Annotated in this window: 18 protein-coding genes, 1 other RNA gene and 1 pseudogene; 5 read left to right on the top strand and 15 right to left on the bottom strand. The window is 31.2% G+C overall.

Features of this window, described 5'->3' with window-relative positions; all coding sequences use genetic code 11:
- Positions 1 to 19: 19 nt before the first annotated feature.
- The 7 genes from G9F72_RS02415 to G9F72_RS02385 form a co-directional block, all read right to left on the bottom strand.
- Positions 20 to 496 (bottom strand): RNA polymerase sigma factor, encoded by a 477-nt coding sequence (locus G9F72_RS02415; RefSeq protein ID WP_164959504.1) that lies wholly within the window; start codon positions 494 to 496, stop codon positions 20 to 22.
- Positions 497 to 683: 187 nt separating this feature from the next.
- Complete coding sequence (locus tag G9F72_RS02410; protein WP_164959505.1) at positions 684 to 2,561, bottom strand: acyltransferase family protein; 1,878 nt, start codon at positions 2,559 to 2,561, stop codon at positions 684 to 686.
- A 622-nt stretch (positions 2,562 to 3,183) separates the two neighbouring features.
- Positions 3,184 to 3,535, bottom strand: a transfer-messenger RNA (tmRNA) gene (ssrA, locus tag G9F72_RS02405).
- Between the two features lie 226 nt (positions 3,536 to 3,761).
- Positions 3,762 to 4,229 carry an SsrA-binding protein SmpB gene (gene smpB, locus G9F72_RS02400; protein ID WP_164959506.1) on the bottom strand — a complete coding sequence of 156 codons (468 nt, stop codon included), beginning with the start codon at positions 4,227 to 4,229 and terminating at the stop codon, positions 3,762 to 3,764.
- A 165-nt stretch (positions 4,230 to 4,394) separates the two neighbouring features.
- On the bottom strand, positions 4,395 to 6,587 hold the full coding sequence (rnr, locus tag G9F72_RS02395) for a ribonuclease R (protein WP_164959507.1): 2,193 nt from the start codon (positions 6,585 to 6,587) through the stop codon (positions 4,395 to 4,397).
- 502 nt (positions 6,588 to 7,089) lie between these two features.
- Entirely contained in the window at positions 7,090 to 7,806 is a 717-nt protein-coding gene (locus tag G9F72_RS02390; RefSeq protein WP_164959508.1) for a pseudouridine synthase, read from the bottom strand.
- 121 nt (positions 7,807 to 7,927) lie between these two features.
- Positions 7,928 to 9,934 (bottom strand): triple tyrosine motif-containing protein, encoded by a 2,007-nt coding sequence (locus tag G9F72_RS02385; RefSeq protein ID WP_164959509.1) that lies wholly within the window; start codon positions 9,932 to 9,934, stop codon positions 7,928 to 7,930.
- Between the two features lie 286 nt (positions 9,935 to 10,220).
- On the opposite strand from G9F72_RS02385, the gene G9F72_RS02380 reads away from it, so the two are divergent.
- A complete protein-coding gene (locus tag G9F72_RS02380) occupies positions 10,221 to 10,400 on the top strand; it encodes a hypothetical protein (protein WP_164959510.1) in 180 nt (59 codons plus the stop codon).
- A gap of 116 nt (positions 10,401 to 10,516) precedes the next feature.
- On the opposite strand, the gene G9F72_RS02375 is transcribed toward G9F72_RS02380, so the two are convergent.
- Positions 10,517 to 10,969 carry a YaiI/YqxD family protein gene (locus G9F72_RS02375; RefSeq protein WP_164959511.1) on the bottom strand — a complete coding sequence of 151 codons (453 nt, stop codon included), beginning with the start codon at positions 10,967 to 10,969 and terminating at the stop codon, positions 10,517 to 10,519.
- A gap of 4 nt (positions 10,970 to 10,973) precedes the next feature.
- Positions 10,974 to 12,323 (bottom strand): glucose-6-phosphate isomerase, encoded by a 1,350-nt coding sequence (locus G9F72_RS02370; protein ID WP_164959512.1) that lies wholly within the window; start codon positions 12,321 to 12,323, stop codon positions 10,974 to 10,976.
- Between the two features lie 413 nt (positions 12,324 to 12,736).
- Here G9F72_RS02370 and G9F72_RS02365 point away from each other — a divergent pair, with 413 nt between their 5' ends.
- Entirely contained in the window at positions 12,737 to 14,017 is a 1,281-nt protein-coding gene (locus G9F72_RS02365; RefSeq protein WP_164959513.1) for a glycosyl hydrolase family 18 protein, read from the top strand.
- A 96-nt stretch (positions 14,018 to 14,113) separates the two neighbouring features.
- On the opposite strand, the gene G9F72_RS02360 is transcribed toward G9F72_RS02365, so the two are convergent.
- From G9F72_RS02360 to G9F72_RS02350, 3 genes are all read right to left on the bottom strand, one after another.
- Positions 14,114 to 14,371, bottom strand: a complete 258-nt coding sequence (locus G9F72_RS02360; protein ID WP_263486689.1) for a Fic family protein — start codon at positions 14,369 to 14,371, stop codon at positions 14,114 to 14,116.
- On the bottom strand, positions 14,293 to 14,586 hold the full coding sequence (locus G9F72_RS02355; protein WP_263486688.1) for a Fic family protein: 294 nt from the start codon (positions 14,584 to 14,586) through the stop codon (positions 14,293 to 14,295). Before G9F72_RS02355 ends, G9F72_RS02360 begins: the two co-directional genes overlap by 79 nt.
- A gap of 108 nt (positions 14,587 to 14,694) precedes the next feature.
- On the bottom strand, positions 14,695 to 14,844 hold the full coding sequence (locus tag G9F72_RS02350; protein ID WP_224675927.1) for a hypothetical protein: 150 nt from the start codon (positions 14,842 to 14,844) through the stop codon (positions 14,695 to 14,697).
- Between the two features lie 129 nt (positions 14,845 to 14,973).
- On the opposite strand from G9F72_RS02350, the pseudogene G9F72_RS02345 reads away from it, so the two are divergent.
- Together G9F72_RS02345 and G9F72_RS02340 are read left to right on the top strand one after the other, a co-directional pair.
- A pseudogene (locus tag G9F72_RS02345) lies at positions 14,974 to 15,087 on the top strand (IS1595 family transposase); the annotation flags it as partial.
- Between the two features lie 237 nt (positions 15,088 to 15,324).
- Positions 15,325 to 15,894, top strand: coding sequence for a dihydrofolate reductase family protein (locus G9F72_RS02340; RefSeq protein ID WP_164959514.1), 570 nt, complete (start codon positions 15,325 to 15,327; stop codon positions 15,892 to 15,894).
- A 375-nt stretch (positions 15,895 to 16,269) separates the two neighbouring features.
- On the opposite strand, the gene G9F72_RS02335 is transcribed toward G9F72_RS02340, so the two are convergent.
- A complete protein-coding gene (locus G9F72_RS02335) occupies positions 16,270 to 16,827 on the bottom strand; it encodes a DUF1697 domain-containing protein (RefSeq protein ID WP_164959515.1) in 558 nt (185 codons plus the stop codon).
- A 347-nt stretch (positions 16,828 to 17,174) separates the two neighbouring features.
- On the opposite strand from G9F72_RS02335, the gene G9F72_RS02330 reads away from it, so the two are divergent.
- Complete coding sequence (locus G9F72_RS02330; RefSeq protein ID WP_164959516.1) at positions 17,175 to 18,890, top strand: methyl-accepting chemotaxis protein; 1,716 nt, start codon at positions 17,175 to 17,177, stop codon at positions 18,888 to 18,890.
- A 181-nt stretch (positions 18,891 to 19,071) separates the two neighbouring features.
- On the opposite strand, the gene G9F72_RS02325 is transcribed toward G9F72_RS02330, so the two are convergent.
- Together G9F72_RS02325 and G9F72_RS02320 are read right to left on the bottom strand one after the other, a co-directional pair.
- Entirely contained in the window at positions 19,072 to 20,247 is a 1,176-nt protein-coding gene (locus tag G9F72_RS02325; protein WP_164959517.1) for a sensor histidine kinase, read from the bottom strand.
- Entirely contained in the window at positions 20,240 to 20,923 is a 684-nt protein-coding gene (locus G9F72_RS02320; protein ID WP_164959518.1) for a response regulator transcription factor, read from the bottom strand. Before G9F72_RS02320 ends, G9F72_RS02325 begins: the two co-directional genes overlap by 8 nt.
- Positions 20,924 to 21,009: the final 86 nt, after the last annotated feature.

The following is a 21,009-nucleotide window of genomic DNA, read 5'->3' as shown; positions in this document are numbered from 1 at the left end:
TAAACCACCTCGTCTTCCTTCACTTCAATTTTAATATTTCAAGTGCTTTATATAATCGAGATTTTACTGTACTGAGATTTTCGTTAAGAATTTCTGCAATTTCACCTATCTTCAGATCCTCAAAATATCGTAGCTTTATTATCGTACGATAGTCATCCGGTAGATTATCCAATTCCCTTTGTAAATCAAAGTTTTCATACTCATCAAGAACTCCTGAGTCTAGCCTCAGCATGGTCTCATCTTCTACGACACTTACCTTTCTTTGTTTTCTAAGGAAATCCAGTGATGTATTTACAATAATCCTGTAAAACCAGGTCTTAATGCTGCTGGATGATTTAAGTGAGTCTATAGAGGCAATTGCCTTATATATAGATTCTTGGACAATGTCCATCGCATCATCAGCATTCTTCACATAACTATATGCTAACCTATAGTGATTTTCCTTATATCTAATAACATACTCAGCTATTTCTTGTTGCAAGCAATTCTTCTCCATGGATAACACAAACTCCTTTGTTATGTCTTGATAAATATGCATACTTTATTAAAAATTGTCCTTCTTTCTTTAAATTCTACACAATGCATAATAATTTAATATGAACTTTCCAGATAGGTACCATATCTGTTCTCTAATATAATAGACGTTTAAGCAGTATAAAAAAGTTGTTAAGTTAAATAAAATATTAATCTTGATTTATTAATGCCTGATCTATTAAGGATGTTAACGCTTCAATCCCTTTAGGCTGCAAATGCACACCGTCAGATGAAAAGTATTCTGGGTTATTAATTGAAGCTGAATGCCAATCAATTAGAGTTATATTTTTATTTTCTTTAGCTTTTCTATCTATTACTTTATTCACTTCATTTTCCCATTGTCTTGGGACCCGTATGTTTACTAAAAAAATATGTGCTTCAGAAAAATGGTTGAGTAAACTATCAAGCTGCTTATCTGTAAAATAACCATTTGTGCCCAGTTCAATAATTACAGCTTTATTTGGATCATTAAAAGTTTTATAAGCTGATGGAGGTTCAATCACTTGACTTAATTGCCTTCCAACCTTACCATCAACTGTAATGTTTGGATACATTTCTGTCAACCGTGGTTCAATGTCCAACATGATAGAATCTCCTATAGCAAGTATTCCGTTATAGGATTTAGATTTAGCTTTAGTTTTAGTTGAAGAACTAGACTCATTATTTTTATCAGAACTTATATCTGTATTTGTACTTACCTCATTGTTTTTGTCAGAGCTTATATCTGTATTTGTACTAATTGATGCATCTTTATTGTTTGTTATTTTTTCAGATTGAGATGACTGAGGCATATCAATTTGTTGTCCAGCACTTGTTGAGATAGTACTGATATGGAGATCACACCCAATCATAAAAAAAACAATTAATAATGAAGTTATTGTGGTGAAAGCTATCCTTCTTCTCTTAAAAGTATTAGTGGATCTATATTTTCTAAGGAATCCGCGAAATCCATATTTTCGTATAGGCATTTCTATAAAACGGTATGAAAGCTCTGCAATAATAAACGTAATTACCAGCTGCATGCACATACGCCAGTAGGGTATATTCCCAATTTCATGGACAGGAGTACTCAAAACAATGATAGGGTAATGCCAAAGATAAATCCCATAGGATCTTTTTCCAACCCAGCGCAGCGGCTTCCAAGAAAATAAACCACTTAAATAGCTGTTTCTATGGGAAATACAAACTATAAGTACAGCTGTATTTAAGCAAATTAGTAACATGCCGCCTCTGTAAATAAATGTTTGATATTCATTCATATAGACAACACTGAGAACAAAGACAGCGAAAGTAATTATGCCAGTTATATTTAGCTCTTTCTTTTTTTTAATAGAAATTTTCCGTGATAAAAGTTTTTGTGTTGGACAAATAATTGCTAGTAAACTTCCTATAAGTAATTCAAAAGCACGAGTATCTGTCCCATAATAAACACGGCTAGGATCCATCCCAGGTTTATACAATATCGCCATTAACGTAGCTGAGCATAATGCCCCTATAAAAATAATTTTAGCAAACTTCATTCGCCTCTTAAAAACCTTAAGTCCTATTAGCATAAGAATTGGCCATACAATATAGAATTGCTCTTCTACTGCTAAGGACCATAGATTCTTAAAAGGTGAAGGTGAACCAAAACTATCGAAATATGATACTTTATGAAAAATAAACCACCAATTATTAGCATAAAAAATGGATGACAATCCATCCCATAAAGTTTCAGTTACTATGTTTCCGTTATAAAAAGTTACCCACATGAAAGTGGTTATTATCATAACGTAAGCAGCTGGTATCAACCGTCGAATACGCCCAATCCAAAATTTCTGCAAACTAAAACCATCTTCACTTTCCAATGAAAGCAATATATTTGATGTTATAAGATAACCAGATATAACGAAAAAGATATCAACCCCTAAAAAGCCACCTCCGGCCCAGCTTAATCCTAAATGATAGGCAAACACTGCTAATACAGCAAAGGCACGAAGTCCATCTAATGCTGCAATATATTGATTATTCTTCGAATTAATTAACATAACATTCTATCCCCCTACTATTTTTCTCAAAGTATAATATAATTAATAACAATTATGCGGCTTAAAACTGGAACATAAAATATTTCTAGTACTACTGCGGTAATGTTATTCAAAATTAGTTGAATTAATTGGCTTTCATAATAATAGACGCAGGAGGGTATGCAAAAAGTTTATCTTTTTGCATATTTTATCAAAAAAATTTTTCAACAACCTAAACCATTTCAAAAGTCCGCTTTGATTTTCTAAACCAACTCTATTCTAACTGTAATAAACCCAATAAAGAGAATCCCCATTATTGAGGATCTCTTCTTTATTATTTATGAAATATTTCTATACTTTTCCATCTAAGTGTAGCTCAATACTGTCTATATCTTCTTGTTTTTTATATTCATATTACTTATAATCAATTGTAATAAAGTTTTCTTATCTTCTGGAGCTTTTATAATTTGTTTGGATTATGATAGGATTTAGGCGCTTGGCATATCTCTTTAAACCAGTCATATCAATGGTTTTAAAGAAAACCCACGTTACTTGTGATAATGTTCACCACTCATTATTCTAATCCAGCTAAATTGGGGCATAAGAAAACCCTCGACTAAAATTAATTAGTCGAGGGTTTCACTGGTGGAGGCGAGGGGTGTCGAACCCCTGTCCGAAAGCCATAACACCTAGGCATCTACGAGCGTAGCCAATACTTTAAATTTCCCTCTACTTAACCCCTACTGGCCGGGTTTAGGTTTTGGTAGCTTCATATTTTCCGTTTCTGGGTCAAAGCTTTCCCAGACTCGGTTCACCGCTGTCGGCGCCCTATCCTAAGTCGCGGTAATCAAAGGTAAGACGTAGCAGACTAAGCTGCTAGTGCTAAATTATCGTTTGCGTTTAAATTGTCCCTATAGTTTTTTACGCGGGTCCATAGGTTCCCTCGGCTCGCTTCCTCGATGCAACGTACCCCCGTCGAAACCAAGTACGCCCCCGTATTGTCAAAAGATTTAATTCAAATCCTTTGCAATGCAATATTGTGTGTAACTTATTGCATATTTATAACGCAATTTTATATTTATTTTATTTTTGTATTCTTGTTAATGGATTAAATATTAGTCTTTAATGTTTTACTGCCTTGCTGTCTATGTCTTAATAATACACTATATTAGGCGCTTTATCAAGTGCTAATATTATGGACTTACTGTGTATTACTGCTTGTTATCTCATTCTTTCCTTTAATTGTCTAGCCATGTCTCTCTTAGCATCTTTTTCTAGCATTGCATCTCTCTTATCGTAATCTTTCTTACCGCGAACAACACCAAGATTAACTTTAACTTTAGTATCTTTAAGATAAAGAGATAATGGAACTAGAGTAAACCCCTTTTGCGATGTAAATCCTTGAAGTCTATTTATTTGCTCTTTATGGAGCAATAATTTTCTGACTCTTAATGGATCGGCATTAAATTGATTCCCATTTTCATAATGACTTATATGCATATTTTTAATAAATACTTCACCATTTATAACATCTGCATAACTATCTTTTAAATTTGCCTTTCCAGCTCTAATAGATTTTACCTCCGTACCAACCAGTTCTATGCCAGCTTCCATTGCTTCCTCTATAAAATAATCATGTCTTGCTTTTCTATTTTCCACTAGTGTTTTATTTCCTGTTTCCTTTGCCATAACTTCACCTGCTTTATTCTTATTAATATATCATTATACTATATAATACATTGTTTTTCAAGAATATATGGGTTATTTTCACAAAACAATCTTAAAAACAATAAACAGAAGAGGCGGTTTATCCCCTTCTGTATTTTTGTTTTTGATTTTTTCTACAACATAATCCTACTTTGCAGAATCATCTTTTATAAGTTCATCTAAATCTTTAACGGAATATTCTTCGTCCTTTTCTTCTTCATCTTCATCATCTTTAATTATATCAAAATAAACCTCATGAGAAGCTAAATCAACTTTACTTACTATGATTTTTACCTCTTCTCCCAATCTATACATTTTCTTAGTTCTCTCACCTACAAGGGTTAAATGCCTTTCATCAAAAACATAATAATCATCATCTAAGCTACTCATATGAACTAATCCTTCTATAGTATTTGGAAGTTCCACAAACAATCCAAAATTAGTTACTGAAGAAATAATACCATCAAATTCTTGACCTATTCTTTCACTCATGTACTCTGCTTTCTTAAGATCATCTACTTCTCTTTCAGCTTCCATTGCCACTCTTTCCATATCTGAGGATTGCTTTGATGCTATCTCTACTTCTTTTTTTAATTTTTCTGTTCTTTTTTCACTTAGCCCGCCATTTATAACCTCTTTAATTATCCTATGGATTATTAAATCAGGATACCTTCTAATTGGTGACGTAAAGTGGCAGTAATATTTTGATGCCAAACCAAAATGACCGCTACATTCTGGAGAATATTTTGCTTTCATCATAGAACGAAGTAATAATGTACTTAGCACCATCTCTTCTTTCTTTCCTTTTACTCTTGCTATTACTTCCTGAAGCATTCTAGGGTGTATCTCTTTTCCCCACTTTATAGGGTATCCTAAATTATGCGCAAATTCACTAAAATGTATTAATTTTTCTTCATCTGGATCCTCATGGATTCTGTATACAAAAGGTACGTTGAGCCAGAACATATGCTCAGCTACGGTTTCATTAGCCGTTAACATGAATTCTTCAATGACTCTATTGGCAATGCCTCTTTCATAAGGCACAACGTCTACAGGTTTTCCAAATTCATTTAATATTATTTTACACTCATCAAAATCAAAATCTATAGCGCCTCTACCCATTCTCTTTTTATTAAGAATGCCACATAAATCTTCCATGTGTTTAAAATCTTCATATAAATAATCATATTTCTTGATTGTTTCGGCATCTTTATCTTTTAGTATTTTTGTAACATCAGTATAGGTCATTCTCTCATTTGTTTTTATAATGGTTTCTACTATCTCATGATCTACAGTTTTACCATTCTTGTCTATTTCCATAAAGCAAGTAAGAGCCAATCTATCCACTTTAGGATTTAAACTACAAACTCCATTAGATAATTTTTTAGGAAGCATTGGTATAACCCTATCAATTAAGTATACTGAAGTCGCTCTATTTAAAGCTTCTATATCCAGTGGGTTTTTCTCTTTAACGTAGTTAGAAACATCCGCTATATGAACACCTAAACGATAGTTGCCATTAGCTAAAATTTCAATAGACACAGCGTCATCTAAATCTTTAGCATCTTCTCCATCTATAGTTACCATCTGCAAGCCTCGCAGATCTGTTCTCCTGTTATATTCTTCTTCTGGAATTTTTTCATCAATATTGCTTGCATAATCTTCAACCTTTTGTGGAAACTCCTCTGGCAACTTATGTTTTTTAATTATAGTTAATATATCAATGCCAGCGTCTCCTTTATTTCCGAGAATTTCAATAATTCTACCTTCAGGGTTTCTTCTTTGTTCTGGCCACTCAGTTATTTCAGCTATTACTATTTGCCCAGTTTTTGCACCATTTCTTTCTGCTTTAGGAATAAATATATCTTGGGCAATTCTCTTGTCGTCAGCTACTACAAAACCAAAGTTTTTACTATCATCGTAAGTCCCTATAATTGTTTTATTAGTTCTTTCTACTATTCTTGTAATCTCGCCTTCACATTTCTTACCGTTATTTTGTTCTTTTAAAATTTTTGCAAGAACTATATCACCATTCATTGCTCCATTTACATTATCTGCTGGTATAAATATATCCGGTCTTTCTTCTCGGGCTATTACAAATCCAAAGCCTCTTTGATGACCTTGAAATTTACCTATTACAATGCCCATTTTCTCTGGAATACCATAATGTTCTGTGCGTGTTTTAACTATTTGACCATTTTTCTCCATCTCCGTTAGTAAGTTAGTAAATTCTTTCATACTCGCTTTTTTTATACTAAATACTTTAGAAAGTTCTGCTATGTTCATAGGTTTGTATGCTTGTTCTGTCATAAAACTTATTAGTGCTTCTTTTATTTCCATAAAAATTTTCCTCCTATATAATTTTTTTCATTAATTTATTTTTAAATTATTCCTGAATAATATTCATTACGACTTTAGAAATAACTACCTATTATGGCGAATTATACATCTAATTCTATATTTACTTACATTCATTATAATCCAAAAAATACATCTAGTATATACTATATGATTATATACTTCCCCATTTTCAATTAAAAAATGCCCACATTAAATAGTTTTATTTAATGTGGGCATATTGTCGAAATATACTGTATAATCATTTCTTCTCAGAAATCGACTTTTTTTTACAAAATAAAACAGCCCTTGGGGTTGGGCTGTTTTATAATAAATAAAAAGGGGGCTATTTATCTCTCTATTTATCTTTACTCTTTAATTATATTAAACTTAGCTTAATTTTGCAAGGGGTTTTAGACATTTTATTGTAAATAATTTTTAAAATGGTAGTGTTTTATTCATATTTTATTCATTTTCACCGTATATTATTATATTATAGATTCAATTAAACCTGTTTTAATAAATTTATCTCTTCTTCCGACAATTCTCGGTATTGTCCTTCTTGTAAATTTTCATCTAATTTTAGTGGTCCAAAACTAATTCTCCTTAAAAATACGACTTTTTTATCTACACTTTCAAACATTCTTTTTACTTGATGAAATTTACCTTCTTGAATAGTAACCATTACTTCTGATCCATCCTCATTTGCATTTAACACTTCTAATATGGCTGGCATACACTTGTAGCCATCGTCTATTACAACGCCATTCTTAAAGGTAGCAATATCCTTTGTATCTATAAATTTATTGATTTCAGCATAGTACACTTTATCTACATGATTCTTAGGTGCTATTAATTTATGATTCAATTCCCCATCATTAGTAATTAGTAGTAAACCTACTGTATCTTTATCAAGCCTGCCTATAGGGAATGGCTTGAAGGAATGGTACTCCTCATCTAACAAATCAATTACAGTTTCATCATGATTATCTACAGTAGCAGAAACAACACCTGCTGGCTTATTCATAATTAAATATATAAATTTTCTATATTTAATTTCTTCACCTGATACCTTTATTACAGCCTTATCTGGATCAATCTTCATAGCACTATCTGATGCTATAACTCCATCAATCTCTACTTTTCCTTTTTTTAACAATCCCTTTACTTCTTTTCTTGTTCCGTGGCCTAAATTTGATAATATTTTGTCTATTCTTTCCATATAAATTCATCTCCTCAACTGTTTCTTAAAACTTCAAGTAAAACATATAAAATAGTATTGTACCTACTTAGTATAAACCCTTTTCTCATAAAAAAAACAGCCTTGAAAAGCTGTTTTAAATTTATTCTATAACTTCTATCTCCATTATATCATAATCTTCATATGAAATACTCTTATAAAAGTTTTTTGATAATACTAGTACTCTATAAATTCCTTTAGTAAAGGCCATAAAGGTATAATCATTTTTCTTACTAAATCTTTGTACTAATGTCCATTCGCCCTTTTCCATAAGATAGAACTCATACACAACATCTTTTCCTCCTAGACTTTGCGCTGCAACGGTTATTGCTTCATTGGTCTTAAAATTTGTCTTATCGCATAAAATCTTTGTATCTGTTATAGGTAATGTCTCATGTACTTGTATTTTTATTTCCTTCATACAATCATATTCCTCTATGCTAGCTTTATTTTTAGCTCTTAGTTCTATTAAATAAGTTCCACTACATTTAGGCTTAAGCTCATAATTCTTATGCTGCACAAAGTTTGTTTGCTCTACTAAGTGTCCATTTATTTTTAAAACATAATTTACAAGGGTATTTCTCGTGTTCTCAGATATTACTTCTAGTGCAATAGTATCTCCTACCATATAATATTCTAGTGGTGGCATTAAAACATAGTCTATTTTAGCTGGAATACACACTAAAGCCTCAATATATACCACTGCATGACAATCAAATTCTCTTTTAGAATATTTATCTTTTACTCTTACCTCTATTTTGAATTTGCCACTTTTATCTGGAGTAAAATCTACAAAGTCATGTGTTCCAAATTCAATTTTTTCTATTTCGCTATCATTTTCGAAAACCGAAAAACTATATCTTAAAGAAGTTCCCCCTGTTGCTTTAACTTTTACATGAACAATTTCACCTATTAGTACAGTGTTTTTCTTATCCAAAATTATATCGTCGATAATAACATTTGTATTACCTATATCATCAATCATAAAGTCCAAACAAACACTCTTCTCATATTCTCCTTGAAAAGATGAGTCCTTAACCCATAAATAAACTTTATAATTTCCTGCTTCACTTGGTGTCCATACATAATTGGTTTTTCTAGTATAACCAGAATCCTCTAGGCATTTTCCATTGATTTTGAATTTGTACAATAAGTCCTTTCCACCTCTAGCAATACATCTTAAATTAATAGGAGTATCGCATAGTTGTGGTGAACTTAAATCACTAGTGAAACTTTGTATATTTATTTCTTCATAAGGCTTTACGGTATAATGAATTAACGCTCTATCATCAAATTCATGCAGTGAATACATATCCTTTGCCATGCACAATAGCTTATAATTGCCCATATTTTCTTCAACATAACTAACTAATTTTTTAGTTGAATAATCTTGTATACAAATACAATTCCCCTCAGGATTAATTTTTACAAATTTGTATAAAATCATTCTGCTATCCTCATGATTCGCCTCCACGTCAAAAACTAGTTCCCTACCTGAAAGCATTTCCTGTGTCAAACATTTAAACCTCATAATTTCTAAGGGTTTCACAGCGCGTACATTGAATTGTATTTTCATAAAGTCATCAAAAACATTTTTAGAATCTAAATCCTTGCATTCCACCAAAAATTCTTGCTCTCCAGAATATTTTGAAGTCCAAGTCATTACATTTTCTGCTGAATAGTCCTTTATAAGCTGCCAATTTCCCTTTTTACGTATCCAATATCTATACATAATAGGAACCTTTTTGGCCTCTACTGTTAAGGTGATTTTTTCACCAACCATTACTTCTTTTTTGTCTATGTAAATATCATTTATTAGTTTTTCTTCAATATTTCCAACTACATATTCTGTTTTCGACATGAAATCAAATGCTCTTTTGCTTTCTTTTCTTTTAGCTTGTACCATTATAGAGTACTTAGCATCTGTTTCTGGTTTCCATACAACGGCACTAGTTGCACTTAATTCCCTTAATGTAGTCCATGTTCCTTCAAGTCCTACAAGAAATTTATAGTTCAAATTATCCTCTAATTCATTTTCAACACTTATTACAATTTCCTTATGTTTTTCCTCAGGATTTTCTAAACTAAACAATATATTCATTTCATTCATTTTAGTTCACCTACCTTTATAAATAAGCTAAACAATGGAAATATTTTTTTAAAACGTTCTCTATTATGGTATATTATACTATAATTCCATTATTTGTAACAGTACTTACTTTCTTTTTTTTCCTTTATTTATAGACATAAACACTCATTATTTTAATTAAAAATAATAATATTTTAAATTTTATAATTTTTTATGGTAGTGATGTTGTTATTATAAAATTTGTTAATAGGGTAAAACTATTATAAACATAAATTGTTTTTTAATAATTGGTGAAAGGAGCAATATTATGACCAAGGAAAAATTAGATCATTATAACCCCGATTATACTTATAAAAAAGAAGATATAACTATTGATAAAGGTAATAAGGCTGGCTATCCTATGATAGAGCAGGTAAATAACGGTTCACTATATCCAGAAGCTATTAAAAACAGTATTGATATGCAAGATCTAAATACCTTTGATTAACTTATAACTTAAAAATTTTAGAGGGCTAAACAATTATGAATTGCTTAGCCCTCTAAAATACCTTTAAAATAGCTATAAAAAAACAGTTACTAGCTATTTTTTATGTTATATGGAAATCATTTTTCTTCTACTAATTGCCCTTTTAAAATAAGCTTAATTAAATTATTATAAAGTTTTTCATCATCTTCGCTTGTTCTCTTTTTAGGACCAAAGGTTTTGCCTCCACTACGTCTTAATTTACCAGACATATGTCTTTCAAATAATAATTTATCAATGTTATCATCGTCATATATATGTCCTTTAGGTCCCATAGCATAAGCGCCTTTAGCTAAAACCATAGCAGCAACCCCAAAGTCTTGAGTAATTATTATGTCCTTAGGTCTTGCTTCATTAGCTACTTTCATATCAACACTTTGAAATCCACTATCTACATATCTTATTGAGGCATACTCGCTACTTAAAACATGATTAATATCACAATACATAATGAGCTCTATAGAGTTTTCCCTAGCTGCTTTTTCTATTAGATTTTTCCCTGGGCACCCATCTGCATCTACAATAATCCTCATTTATTTAAAGCCTTTTTTCAAGTTCTGCTTTAATATCTTCATATCCTGATTTTCCAAGAAGCGCGAACATATTCTTCTTGTATGCTTCTACTCCTGGTTGATCAAAAGGATTAACACCTGATAAATATCCGCTTACTGCACAAGATTTCTCAAAGAAATAAGCCATGTGCCCAAAATTATATGCTGTTAATGCTGGCACATTTAAAATAATATTAGGTACATCTCCATCATTATGTGCAAGTACTGTTCCTTGAAAAGCTTTTTTATTAACGAAATCCATAGTTTTACCTGCTAAAAAGTTTAATCCATCCAGATCTCCACTTTCTTCTTTAACTACTATTTCTTTTCTTGGCTTTTCTACATTTACAACTGTTTCAAATATATTTCTTACACCTTCTTGAATATACTGTCCCATTGAATGCAAATCTGTAGAGAAATTAACTGCTGCTGGGAATATTCCCTTTTGGTCTTTTCCTTCACTTTCGCCATAAAGCTGTTTCCACCACTCCCCAAAATATTGAAGTGCTGGCTCATAGTTAACTAAAATTTCTGTAACCTTTCCTTTTCTATATAGTGCATTTCTAGCTGCAGCATATTTATAACAATCATTATTATTTATATCCTCATTGCTGTATACTTCCCTAGCGTCCGCTGCACCCTTCATCATTTCATCAATGTCTATACCCGCTGTTGCTATTGGAAGCAATCCTACAGGAGTGAGCACTGTGAATCTTCCTCCTATATCATCTGGAATAACAAAAGTTTCATAGCCCTCTGCATCTGCTAATTTTTTTAGAGCTCCTTTGGACTTATCCGTAGTCGCAAAAATTCTTTCTTTTGCTCCTGCTTTTCCATATTTCTTTTCTAATAGTTCTTTGAAGATTCTAAAAGCAATAGCAGGTTCTGTAGTGGTTCCTGATTTTGATATTACATTTACTGAAATATCTTTTCCCTCTACAGCATCAAGCAAATCTGCCATATATGTAGAACTTATATTATTTCCAGCAAAGAATATTGCGGGTGATTTTCTTTTTTCGTTTGTTAGGCTGTTATAAAAGCTATGAGATAATGCTTCTATAGCGGCTCTAGCTCCTAGGTAAGACCCACCTATTCCAATTACTATCAGTACTTCAGAATTACTTCTTATTTTTTCTGCGGCCACTTTAATTCTATCAAATTCTGATTTATCATAATTTACAGGAAGGTCTATCCATCCTAAAAAATCACTTCCTGGACCCGTTTTATCCCTAAGCATTTTATGTGCAGTAGATACCATTGGTTGAAAATAAGAAACTTCATGTTCACCTAAATAGGGAACTGTTTTACTTAAATCTAAAGATAAGATTTTTTCCATTAATATTCCTCCTTGTTTATCTTCTGGCAGCAAAATAATTATTAATTGCTTTGCTGCATATATTCTCATTTAGCAGATAAAAACTATAAACTTTTATCTGCTTATACGTTAGCTTGTTAAAACAACATAATTAATTTTAGTTTATTCACTTAAATAAATCAAGTTTTTAAATAGAAATTAGTATTTATAACATATTATGTTATCATGCTTTGTCAAAACTTATATAATTGAATCTAAGATAATGATATCATAAAATCAGAAGTTCCTCCTACTTACTAGCTTTAGTATTTTCTGTGAATGTTCTATTTATTCTAATAATTTCCCAAATAATAAATTAAAAATAATATACTATGTACTCCCATGCATTATGTTGCATATATTAAATTATATTACTATACGAGGTGTGATTTTTTTTGATTATTCATGTTGTAAAAAGCGGAGAAAGTTTATATGAAATTTCTAAATTATATGGAGTTTCATATAATAAAATTATTTCTGATAATGAACTCACAAACCCAAATGACCTTGTGGTAGGCCAAACCATTGTAATACTTGAAGGTACAAGGTCACATAAAATTCTTCCTGGTCAATCCCTTTACATGATAGCTAAAATGTATGGCGTAACTGTTTTAAATATACTAACTGCAAATCCTAACATTAATGCCACTACACCAATTTACCCTGGTAAAATTATTATTATACCACCATCCACACAAAAATTAGGGTCTATTGAAGTTAATGGCTATGCTCTTCCTACTACGGATATGGATGTTCTTGTAAAGACTCTTCCAAGTCTCACTTACCTCAGTATATTTAGTTATCAGATACTAGCTAATGGAACTCTAAAAGACATAAATGATGTTCCTTTAATACAAGCCGCTAGAAAAGCTAAAGTAGCTCCTATGATGGTAGTTACAAATTTAAAGGAGGGTGGGGGATTTGATAGTGACCTAGCCCATACTATACTTACAGATGAAAAAATACAAAACACATTATTGGATAACATAGTTAATACATTAAAAAATAAAAATTATTATGGTTTAGATCTGGATATAGAGTATGTCTTTCCTGAAGATAGAAAAAATTATAATAATTTTTTACGCAAAACAGTAAGCAAACTAAAACCATTAGGCTATATTGTTACTACAGCCTTAGCACCTAAAACCTCTGGTGACCTAAAAGGATTGCTTTATGAAGCTCATGATTATCCAGTTCATGGTCTTTTAGCTGACCATGTTATACTGATGACTTATGAGTGGGGATACACTGCTGGACCAGCAATGGCGGTAGCTCCAATTAATCAAGTTAAAAAAGTCCTTGATTATGCTGTAACAGTAATACCAAGCAAGAAAATTTTTATGGGAATACCTAATTATGGCTATGATTGGACGCTGCCTTTCGTAAAAGGGACTACGGCAACTGCATTAGGTAATGTAGACGCAGTAGATCTTGCAAGAAAAGTATTTGCATCTATTCAATATGACTATACTTCTCAAGCGCCATTCTTTAACTATTACGATGCTAATGGAAAAAGACATGAAGTATGGTTCGAGGATGCTAGGAGCATGAATGCTAAGCTTAGGACTGCTAGTGCATATAATTTGGGCGGAGTTAGTTATTGGACAATCGGAAAATACTTCCCTCAAGCTTGGCTGGTTCAAAATTCACTATTCGATGTAAAGAAATTGCTTTAGAGGTTTTTCCTAGATTACGCTATAGAGAAAAGGATATGTTGCATTTTACGCAATATATCCTTTTGTTAGCATAATCTATTATATTAGGATACTATATTAGGATACTATATAAAGATATATATCCAGGCTTCTATCCACAGCTTCTAAAAAAATATTTATAAATTCACTAATATCACCTTGAGCACTAGCTTTTTCTAATGCTTTCATATAAATATCTCTATTCTCAGTTTTTATAACAGTAATAGGATACCCATTGATCATTAAAATCAAATTCATTAGTAATCTTGCTGTTCGCCCATTGCCATCAATAAAGGGATGAATATATACATATTTACAATGAAATTCAGCAGCCAAATGGATTGGATGTAATTTATCTTTATTTTCATTATACCAATTAATTCTTCCATTCTTTCATGTACTAAGAAATGCTCAACGGGCCTATGCTGGCTACCACTAATTAAAACATTTGTTTTTCTATATTCTCCAGCATTTTTACTATCTATACTTTTCAATATTATATAGTGCAAATCTTTTATAACTCTTTCTGATATATTTATGCTCTTACTCAATATATCATCAATATAATCTATTGCTTCTTTATGATTTATTACTTCTAGATGTTCTCGTAAGCTCTTTCCTCTTCCTATTGTTAATCCCTCTTCTATAATGACTTTAGTTTATGTAATTGTTAGAGTATTTCCCTCTATGGCATTTGAATTATATGTAAGTTCCACATCAAAATACTTTTTTAAATTGTCTATAGCATTCCCGCTTAACGGTCTTTTACTATCTAATAAAACCTTTTTCTCATCTATTTCCTTAAACATAATTATACCCCCTGTCTAAATTATCTCTTTTCCTACTAATAAAAATTCACTATTTATATTATATCCTATATATTTATGAAATGTACTAGTCTTAATTATATTAAATTAAGGCTATGTTTAAGATAAATGTATATACAGCACATAAATGCTTTTCATAGCAAACTAAAAGAATGGATGTATAGTTTTCATAGTGTAGCCACAAAATATCTTGCTAACTACATGTACTGGTTTAAATGGTTACAGTTTTTTAATACAGAGAAGGATACTGTAAAAACCAAACATTTATAAGTCCCGTCGCATACATCTCATTCTGATACAAAGTTAAAAGATTTTAAAATTAGGGAAGCGATTTATATTTAATTTTGTTAAATATTTAAATAATTACATTACTAAGTTGTATAATTAAATACAGATACAATAGTAAAATATTGTGTCACAATTAAAGTTTTTCAAGGAAGAATATAAGAAGGAGGAAGAGTTATGTCAAATAACGTAGAGCAGAGAAGAATAATTTTAGATTTAGCAACTACTTTAGATGGCTTTATTGAAGGGAAAAATGGGGAAGTTGATTGGTGCATTATGGACACTGATATGGGGTTCACTAATTTCTTGAATGAAATTGACACTATTTTATATGGTAGAAAAAGTTACGATTTATGGGGACAATATATTCCCCAAGATGAAGATTCTGATAATGAAAAAGAAATTTGGAAATTGGTTCATAGTAAAGAGAAATATGTGTTTTCCAGAACACAAATAGATACTGATAATCAAGCAATATTTATAAATGAAAATATTCTTGGAGAAGTAAATAAATTGAAGAATAAGCCTGGTAAAGACATTTGGCTATATGGAGGAGCAAGTCTCATTACAACTTTTATAAATTTAGGGCTTGTTGATGAATTTAGATTATCTATTCACCCTGTTATTTTGGGAGAAGGAAAACCGTTGTTTATTGATATAAAACAGAGATTGAATTTAAAAATGGTTAATACCAGAACGTTCTCTTCTGGCGTTGTACAACTAATCTATCATTGGAATGGTAATTAATTTTTAACAGACCAAAAGCAAAATAAAGTTTAAAATGTAAAGGGAGCGTCGCAAAATTCTTTAAATGTGAATTAAGGGAAGCCATTTTTGGCTTCCCTTAAAAATTGTCATATTATCAACACTGTTATTAAACATAGCCTAAATTAAAAATAAAAAATTCTATTATATAGTGCTTATCATATATGATAAGCACTATATAATTTTTATTCAATTATTATGTCGATATATAAACTATAATTAAAAATGCTACCCAAGAGATATTATATAATTAAAGTATTAATACATAACAGGAATTTATACTTTGTTAATGCTGCCGAAATTCTCTTATAATAAAGGCGAAAAATCTTCCTGTTTTTGTGTGCTAATATTTGTTCATTACATCATATGTTTTGTTAGCTCATTCAGCTTGTTCATGGTTTTAAAGTTACGCACAGTCCACGGTACCTCTAATTTTTTAAGATTGTTTACAAGCTTGGAATTTCTAATACTATTATGAAATAAAAGAAATACCTCTCGCCCTTCAATTTTATACTTATCACTTTCACTTGTGTAAGAGTTCAAGTGTTGAATTTTTTCTTGTGATGGGGCATTTGTTAACAGTGAGACGTATAGGCATTCTACTTTCGATGAGGCTTCTGCATCTGTTACTTCTTCCTGGGAGAATGGGCAATTGCGGATAATCCATTCTATCTCTGCGGCCGTTCTCAAAACAATTGTTACAGAAAATCCAAAAACCCCCTCAATCTCATGTTCAATTTTCTTACGCAGAGTTTCTTCCTCTTCATTTGATTTAAATAAAACATTTCCACTTTGAATATATGTTTGCACTGAACTAAGGCCTATAGTTTCAAATGTACGTTTCAAATCAGCCATCTTAATAATATTCTTTCCGCCTACGTTAATGCCTCGTAATAGTGCGATATAAATAGTCATAATTTAACCTCTTCTTTCAGATGTTTATTTAAAAATTTGTTAATACAATTATATAATATAATTGCAAGTTTATCCTTCCTTAATCTAAAATATATTATTCAATATATCTGAAAGAATTGCTTTCCTTATAACATTAAAATTAAACTTCTATATAAATGTGTTTTCCGAATATATACCTTTATTTTCAGCAGCTGTAACACCAATATGGTATACATAATCTAAAAAATCTGATGTTCTATAAAAAAATTTTTATCAAAAATTAAGTATTTATATATATATTCATAAATATTGTTAAATTTATTAGTCTAGTGTACAATTATGACAAAACACAAAAGAAGGAGCTTAAAATGAATAACTTAAAGGTAAAATCAAAACTCATAGTTTTTTCAATGGCTGCATTATTACTTATTACCATGATGAGTGGAGTTGGATATTATTATCTTTCAAAAGAACACAAAGATATGACAACAATGTATAAGGAACATCTATTAAGCATTCAATACTTAAATGATAATAGAAATCAAACTAGGGGCATAGAGGGGGATACATATTATATATTATTGAATAGAGCCGATAAAGATAAGCAAAATGAAAAAATTAAAGACATAGAAGTTAGGCAAAAAACATTTGCCACAAATTGGTCAAATTACAAACAAACCGATAATGATCAATATGAAAAAGATAGAATTCTTGTTATTGAAGCCAATCGAGAAAAATTCATAAAAGGAAGAGATATGGCTATTAAACTAGCAATGTCGGGGAAATTGGGAGAATCTATGGCCGAATTAAGCTCTGTTGAAAATTATGAAGTAGCATTTCAACAGAGTTTAAAAGAACTGGCACAATATAACATAAAAATAGCTAATGATTTAAGTGTACAAAACAATAAAGATTTTAATGCTTCCCAAAATATAACTCTGGCAATATTTTTACTTGCATTATGTATTGGCGTAGGTTTAACCTCTATACTTAAAAAAGCTATTGCGAATCCATTAGTTTTATCTGTAAATCATTTAAATCTCATAGCTAGTGGCGATTTTACAAAGGATGTTCCAGAAGAGACTAAAAAGAGAAAAGATGAAATGGGCGATATAGCAAAGGCAATTAACGGTATGCAAAATTCATTAAAACTTTTAATTACAAATGTAAGTCAAGAATCTAATACGATTAAATCAGTAGTACATAGTGCTTCTGAAAATGTAAAAATTTTAAATATGAACATAGAGGACGTATCTGCAACTACGGAGGAATTATCCGCAGGAATGGAAGAAACAGCAGCCTCCACCCAAGAGATGAATGCAACAGCTGATGAAATAGAAAGAGCAGTTCAATCTATATCAAAAAAAGCACAAGAAGGGGCTATCGAAGCTCAAGAGATAAACAAAAGAGCAATGGCTACTAAAAATAATGTTACAGAATCAAAAGACAAAGCACTACAGGTATTTTCAAAAACCAAAGATAAATTAGAAATAGCAATTGAAAATTCCAAAGTAGTGGCACAAATTAGTGTATTATCTGAATCCATCATGCAGATATCTTCCCAAACTAATCTTTTGGCATTAAATGCATCCATTGAGGCAGCAAGAGCTGGTGAGGCAGGGCGTGGTTTTGCAGTAGTTGCAGATGAAATAAGAAAACTTGCAGAAGAATCAAGAAATACAGTGACTGAAATACAAAGCATAACAGAGAAAGTAACTAGTTCAGTAACGGATTTATCCGCAAGCTCTAATGAATTATTAAATTTTGTATCGGAGGATGTTCTGAATGACTATAATACATTATTAAATGTGGCAGGGGAATATAGCAATGATGCAGACTTTGTAAACAATCTTGTATTAGAATTTAGCTCAACTTCAGAGGAACTTTTAGCTTCAATTCAAGATGTGATAAAGACCATAGAGCAGGTATCACAGGCTTCAAATGAAGGCGCAGAAGGAACCACAAACATAGCCCAAAAGGTATCTGATATAACTGAAAGATCTAATGGAATTATTGAGGAAGTAAAAAAAACCACAGAAAGTGTAGAAGGATTAAATAAAGGAATATCTGTATTTAAAATATAATATTTGGCTGTTCTATTTTAGAATATAATGAAAAAGCTGTGAATTGTTAATTCACAGCTTTTTATATTAAAGTAAAGTGTGACTTTAAAATTCCAATATATATTTTTGGGTTTCTTTTTTACCTTATTGTAATTCAATTCTCCCCTAACAACTGAGTGTCCTTAGGTTGATGGCTATGGGGTCAAATTACAGGTAAGCTGATTGTAACCCTAGTTCCCCTATCAGGTTCACTATAAACCTTAATCTCACCGCCATGAATGGTGATAGTTGACTTAGTTAAGGATAAGCCTAATCCCATGCCATTACTTGAGTTTACATTAAATCTATCCACTCTATAAAAGGGTTCAAAGATATTATTAATTTCTTCTATAGGTATACCTTTACCTGTATCCTTAATTTCAATCCTTATGGTATCCTTCTCCTGTTCGCAGTTAACTGTAACTTTTCCATTTAACTTGTTATATTTTATACTATTTTCTACCACATTATAAATCGCTCTGTAGAGGAGCACTTCATTTCCTTTAATAGATGAAACGGATGTCAATATTTTGAAATCTAACGCTATATGATTGGTTTCTGCAATGATTGTTAAATCCTCAACTACATCCTCTATAATATTAACCACATAAACCTGGTCATCTAAAGAAGTATTTTCCTCTCTAACTAAGTCTAAAAGAGTTTCTATCATGCTGTTCATCTTACCTACTGATTTTTCTACAATATCTAGCGTTTCTTTATACTCTTCTACCGTTTTTTGTTCTCCGTCATTTAATACATCTATATTAATCTTCATGGCGGCTAAAGGTGTTTTAAGTTCATGGGCTACACTGGCATTAAATCGTTTTTGAGAGGTAAAGGCGTTGTTAAGCTTTGCTAACATTTGATTAAATGAAATGGTAAGCTCCTTAATTTCATCATGTGGACCTTGGACCTCTAGATTGGCTAATAAATTATTTTCACTAATATTTTTTATATTTTCATTTAGGACCTGTACAGGTTTTAAAGCCTTATCTGCAATGAGATAGGCACTTATGCCTCCTAGAGAAATAATTATGAGTAGAGTTATGATAGATCCCGTATATATACTAGAAACAGCCTTTGCCATTGTGGCTTCAGATGCTACAATGGCTGCTGTAGATGATTGACTATTATCTATAGAACCCGTTGGCAGGGCTGGTGAGATCCCATTTTCTTTTGCCTTAAAATTTTCAGTATAGCTACTAGTAAGACTACCAGTTGGTATTGTTCTTTTAATATCGATATTCATAGAAGTTACAATAGCAACACAGGATATGGCGATAAGAATAACTGTTAATAGAGTAAATCTCCATTTAAGTGTGATATTTAGTTTATTCATTTTGAGCACCTCTAAATAGGTATCCAACGCCTTTTAGTGTGGTGATGATATCCTCTTTACCTGTAGCACTTATCAATTTTTTTCTCAAGGAATAAATATGCACTCTAATAACCTTTGTGAAAGGGTCTGTATGATCATCCCAAATATGATTAAATAACTCCTCACTACTCACGGCCCTTCCTTTATTTTGAAGCAAGTATTTTAATATAGAATATTCCTTTAGTGTTAACGGAATATCCTTTCCGTCATAACTTATTTTAAGAGTAGAAAAGTTAAGTTCAAGACCGTCTTCCTTTAGAATATTAGGTTTACTAACAAATTCTCTTCGTAATAAACACCGTATTCTTGCCTTTAACTCTTGGAAATCAAAGGGTTTAACTAAATAATCATTAGCCCCTAAATCTAATCCTTTTATGCGATCTTCAATTTCTCTATTAGCAGATACAATTATTACTCTAGTATCTGGGTTATTTTCTCTTAAATCCTTTAGAATAGAGAAACCATCCACCCCAGGCAAATTAATATCTAGCACAATTAAATCATAGGTGTTAAAACTTATAAGCTCTATAGCCTCATCTCCATCTGGTGCCATATCTACTGCGTAGCCATCCTTTTTTAGACCTTTTTGGAGTGCTTCTAATATACTGATTTCATCTTCCACAATTAACAATCTCATAAAGATCTCCTTATCTATATATAATAAATGCCGATTATATCAATAATTATAATCAATAATCATTAATATAACCAGCATCCTGAGCT

Origin of the sequence: Clostridium estertheticum (genome assembly GCF_011065935.2) — a bacterium.
Taxonomy (GTDB): Bacteria; Bacillota; Clostridia; order Clostridiales; family Clostridiaceae; genus Clostridium_AD; species Clostridium_AD estertheticum_A.
This window is presented reverse-complemented; position numbering and strand designations above follow the sequence as displayed.

What these genes read in the sequence shown, in the direction of transcription:
- G9F72_RS02410 (WP_164959505.1), bottom strand. Translation starts at nt 2,561, where the DNA reads ATGTTAATTAATTCGAAGAATAATCAATATATTGCAGCATTAGATGGA.
- G9F72_RS02390 (WP_164959508.1), bottom strand. Translation starts at nt 7,806, where the DNA reads ATGGAAAGAATAGACAAAATATTATCAAATTTAGGCCACGGAACAAGA.
- rnr (WP_164959507.1), bottom strand. Translation starts at nt 6,587, where the DNA reads ATGGAAATAAAAGAAGCACTAATAAGTTTTATGACAGAACAAGCATAC.
- smpB (WP_164959506.1), bottom strand. Translation starts at nt 4,229, where the DNA reads ATGGCAAAGGAAACAGGAAATAAAACACTAGTGGAAAATAGAAAAGCA.
- G9F72_RS02340 (WP_164959514.1), top strand. Translation starts at nt 15,325, where the DNA reads ATGTCAAATAACGTAGAGCAGAGAAGAATAATTTTAGATTTAGCAACT.
- G9F72_RS02335 (WP_164959515.1), bottom strand. Translation starts at nt 16,827, where the DNA reads ATGACTATTTATATCGCACTATTACGAGGCATTAACGTAGGCGGAAAG.
- G9F72_RS02385 (WP_164959509.1), bottom strand. Translation starts at nt 9,934, where the DNA reads ATGAATGAAATGAATATATTGTTTAGTTTAGAAAATCCTGAGGAAAAA.
- G9F72_RS02380 (WP_164959510.1), top strand. Translation starts at nt 10,221, where the DNA reads ATGACCAAGGAAAAATTAGATCATTATAACCCCGATTATACTTATAAA.
- G9F72_RS02375 (WP_164959511.1), bottom strand. Translation starts at nt 10,969, where the DNA reads ATGAGGATTATTGTAGATGCAGATGGGTGCCCAGGGAAAAATCTAATA.
- G9F72_RS02320 (WP_164959518.1), bottom strand. Translation starts at nt 20,923, where the DNA reads ATGAGATTGTTAATTGTGGAAGATGAAATCAGTATATTAGAAGCACTC.
- G9F72_RS02370 (WP_164959512.1), bottom strand. Translation starts at nt 12,323, where the DNA reads ATGGAAAAAATCTTATCTTTAGATTTAAGTAAAACAGTTCCCTATTTA.
- G9F72_RS02415 (WP_164959504.1), bottom strand. Translation starts at nt 496, where the DNA reads ATGGAGAAGAATTGCTTGCAACAAGAAATAGCTGAGTATGTTATTAGA.
- G9F72_RS02350 (WP_224675927.1), bottom strand. Translation starts at nt 14,844, where the DNA reads ATGTTTAAGGAAATAGATGAGAAAAAGGTTTTATTAGATAGTAAAAGA.
- G9F72_RS02325 (WP_164959517.1), bottom strand. Translation starts at nt 20,247, where the DNA reads ATGAATAAACTAAATATCACACTTAAATGGAGATTTACTCTATTAACA.
- G9F72_RS02330 (WP_164959516.1), top strand. Translation starts at nt 17,175, where the DNA reads ATGAATAACTTAAAGGTAAAATCAAAACTCATAGTTTTTTCAATGGCT.